The organism is Thermogutta sp. (assembly GCF_014359955.1).
Lineage (GTDB): Bacteria > Planctomycetota > Planctomycetia > Pirellulales > Thermoguttaceae > Thermogutta.
Genome location: NZ_JACIYL010000398.1, coordinates 1 through 4029 on the forward strand (window position 1 = coordinate 1; position 4029 = coordinate 4029).

General features: G+C 57.5%; 3 protein-coding genes. All 3 read left to right on the top strand.

What is annotated here, in order from left to right:
* Window positions 1-1422 (top strand): tetrathionate reductase family octaheme c-type cytochrome (locus tag H5U08_RS12005; protein ID WP_297033318.1); only part of this gene is annotated, 1422 nt, incomplete at its 5' end.
* Window positions 1423-1481: 59 nt separating this feature from the next.
* Window positions 1482-3722: a hypothetical protein gene (locus H5U08_RS12010; RefSeq protein WP_297033320.1), complete on the top strand. Its 2241-nt coding sequence runs from the start codon at window positions 1482-1484 to the stop codon at window positions 3720-3722.
* A 54-nt stretch (window positions 3723-3776) separates the two neighbouring features.
* Window positions 3777-4029: cytochrome b/b6 domain-containing protein (locus tag H5U08_RS12015; protein WP_297033322.1), on the top strand; the 253-nt coding region annotated here is incomplete at its 3' end.

The following is a 4029-nucleotide window of genomic DNA, read 5'->3' on the forward strand; positions in this document are numbered from 1 at the left end:
GTTTGTATCGCTGTGTTCGTCTCCGGGCTGGCAATAGCAGCCTGGCAGTTTGCCCGACAAGAAAAGCGGGAACCTCCCGACAATCCCTGGCGGCACGTTCCGCCTCCCCCTCGGCATGTGGACCATACCCCGTTTATCCCGGCGGGTTTAAAAACGGGTCCCGAGGTGACGAAGATATGTCTCTCATGTCATCCCAACGCGGCCAAGGAGGTCATGGCCACGGACCACTGGACGTGGGCCGGCCAGAAAGTTAAGGACCCGGCAACCGGAAAGACCATCTACGTCGGGAAATTAAACCTCATCAACAACTTCTGCATCGCAGCCCTCCCCAATATTCAGGCCTGTTCGGCGTGCCATGCCGGTTACGGCTGGAAAGATCCTCACTTTGACTTTAGCCGGGAAGAAAACGTTGATTGCCTCGTCTGCCACGACCAGACCAACACCTATCAGAAAGGACTCGCAGGGCTTCCCAAACCAGATGTGGACCTTACGGCGGTTGCGCGGAGTGTGGGGCGTCCCACCCGGCTCAACTGCGGCCAGTGCCATTTCAAAGGAGGTGGTGCCGACGCCGTCAAGCACGGTGATCTCGATGGAACGATGTACTTCCCGCCCGAGCGTATCGACGTGCACATGGGGCGTTTGAAATTCCAGTGTGTGGATTGCCATCGCACACAAAAACATCAAATCCCGGGTTGCGCGATGTCAGTATGCATCGAAAAACCCGCACGGGTTTCCTGTACGGATTGCCATAGTGAAAAGCCGCACGGCAACGAGAGGCTTGACTTTCACACAGCCACCGTAGCGTGTCAGACGTGCCACATCCCCAAGATGGCCATCGATGCACCGACGAAGATGTATTGGGACTGGTCGGCTGCGGGTCGCGACGATATCCCCGAGGATCCCCACTTCTATTTGAAGCAGAAGGGAAGGTTTGTTTACGCGCAAAATATCAATCCCGAATATTGCTGGTACAACGGGCGCGGGGAGCGGTATCTAACCGGGCAGAAAATCGATCCTACCCATGTGGTCCAGATCAATCGGCCTCTCGGTGGTCCCGGAGATCCCGAAGCCAAAATCTGGCCGTTCAAGGTGCATCGGGGAAGGCAGATCTACGACAAACAGTATCTTTACCTTCTGACGCCGCGGACCTGGGGACCCGGTGGTTACTGGACAGAGTTTAACTGGGATCTGGCCTGCCGCCTTGGGAGCCAGGACACCGGCTTGCCGTATAGCGGTCAGTACGGCTTCGTGGATACGGAAATGTATTGGCCGCTCTCCCATATGGTTCAGCCCAAGGAACGTGCCCTGCAATGTGCCGATTGCCACGGACCGGGCGGGCGACTCGATTGGAAGGCCCTGGGATACGACGGTGACCCGATGTTTCGTGGCAATCGACACATGACGGGGCTTGTGGAACGGTGAAATCGGGGACGCACAAAAACTTCGCTATCATTCCTTCGACCATTGAAGGATCTGCCACCATGGGGATGACGAAAACGAATCGGGTCTGGCGAGTGGTGCGTAACACCGTTGCTGTGGCGGCGCTCTTCTTGATGGGGCGCTTTCCAGAACGGTGCATACTTGCCACTGAATCGCCGCAATCGAAAGCGCAACAAAATCTCACTGAGGTCACACATCGACCGGTTCCCCTGCTCGACGCGAATGGCCGCAATGTGATTGCCAGCGGGCAACCTGTCTCTGCGGAGCGAACTTGCGGGGCCTGTCACGATACCCAGTACATCAGCGATCATTGTTACCATGCCGATCTGGGGATCAGACGGTGGTTTCGGCCGGGCCAATCGGAACGCGCCGCTCATGCCTGGGATTACACAAGCGGCGGGGTAGGGGGGTGGAAGCCGTTTTTCTACCAACGCCTCTCGCCGCCTGGCGAGAGCAAGCCTGATCTGGGGCTTGCGGACTGGCTCCGCACATACGGTTTCCGGTATGTGGGGGGGCGGCTGGGGCAATTTGGCTTCGGCAACGAACCGCTGACGAAGCGTGGCAAAACTGCGCAAGAACAAGCGGCCGCCGCAAGCGATACAGCCGCTGATGGTACTCAGGTAGAAAAGTCTGCCTCGGAAACGACGGCTTCAGCAACGCCGGGAAGCCACTCAGGATTAACCTGGGATCCCGACCTGATGTCGACGCTCTCTGGTAATCAACCCGTGCGGTGGGATTGGAGGAGTTCAGGCACGCTGGAGATGAACTGTTTCGTGTGCCATCTCCACTCGCCGGATAATACAGCTCGTGTCGAAGAAATAAAAGCCGGGCGTTTTGCCTGGGCGGTTACGGCCACCTTGGCCAGGACCGGTGCCGTCATACGCAAAGGCACACAATGGGAATACAACAAGCAGGCGTTCGATGAACGCGGTGCCGTGGTGGCTCAAAGTTTTCGCATTGAACGCCCCACCGCCGAGCAGTGCGGCCAGTGCCACGGAAAAGTCGTCGGTCCCCACGAACAACTCTCTTGCCTGGAAATAAGCTGGTCCGACTGGTCCACGCTCACAAAGGGTCAGGTTTTTTCGGCCCAGCGGATAAGCGATTCGGAACTGAACATCGCTGGAAAGAAGAATCTGATTCGCCCCTGGGATATTCATGCGGCGTCCCTTCTGGATTGTCGCCACTGTCATTTTTCGCTGGACAATCCGGCGCTCTTTGAGCCACCGGCGCGGGGTCGGCCGAAGCACCTCCGATTCGAACCGCGGCGTTTGTCCTTTGCGGAGTATCTGGAGCGTCCGAGTCATCAATTTGCCAAAGGGGACACCGCGCAGGGGAAGATTGCTCCCGAGTTTACCGGTACAATGCGGACCTGCCGGGACTGCCACGACGCCACCGCGGCCCATGAGTGGTTGCCCTTCCGGGCGGTGCACCTCGCCCGACTGGAATGCGAAACATGCCACATCCCCGCAGTTTACGCCCCTGCGCTGGAGGCAATCGATTGGTCTGCCCCTGCCGACGGTCAGCCTTTTTTGCAGTGGCGAGGAGTCACCTGGTCCAGCTCGACGACGGTCCCCGTGATCACAGGTTTTCGGCCTGTCATTCTTCCGCGAAAGGCCATGGACGGCGAGATCAGACTTGGGCCGTACAATCTCGTGAGGGCGAGTTACTGGGTCGAGGCCGGAGCAAGCCCCCGACCGGTGAGCCTGCGGGACTTGGAAGCCATTCTTTCTCGTCCGGCTCACAATCCCGAAAGTAAAAGCGGTGAGAGTTCCCCCGTTTTTTCGACAAGTTATCGACGCCGCCTCCCGCCCCGCTATTCCACGACAGAACTCGCTACCCAACTCAAGAATGTCGGCGTGACCTCCCCAGAACACGTCGTGGAAATCTGGCCGTTCGGCATTCACCACGGTGTGGCGCCGGCACGGTTGGCGATCCGCCAGTGTGAGACGTGCCACAGTTCGCGATCTTTGCTTGGGCAAGCGTTCTCTTTGGGCAACGTTCAGGATGACGACAATTCCCGCGGGGCACGCATCGTTCCGGGCAGTGGAATTCCGGAAGCCTACAGGCTCGAAATTTCTTGGTCGTCGGACAACCCGGCGTTGATTTTGACCCCGAACCCGGAAAAAGCAGGTTTCTACATTCTGGGGAAAAGCCGGCACAACTGGGTGGACTGGCTCGGATTTCTTGCTTTCCTGGGAGTCGTGCTGACAATCGGCGTCCACACGTCGTTTCGAGTTTTTCCATCCCTGTCGTTGCTCAAAAGTTTTCGTCGACAGGATTGACAAAGCGAACGGTAACAAACCCGGCACATATATTCACGGACAAGAGGCGTGATCATGCAGAAAGAGCTGATTTATACGCTTTACGAAAGATTTTGGCACTGGTTTCAGGCGGTCATGATCCTGACGCTTCTTTTTACCGGTTTTTCTGTGCATTATTCCGGAAGCGCCGGCGTCATTCCATTTGCGACGGCCGTTCGACTGCACAATGTCGTGGGCTGGCTGCTGGTGATCAATGCTTTTCTGGGGTTTTTCTACTACCTGACGACGGGCACTCTGAGACAACTCATACCGGAACCGCGTGAGTTGC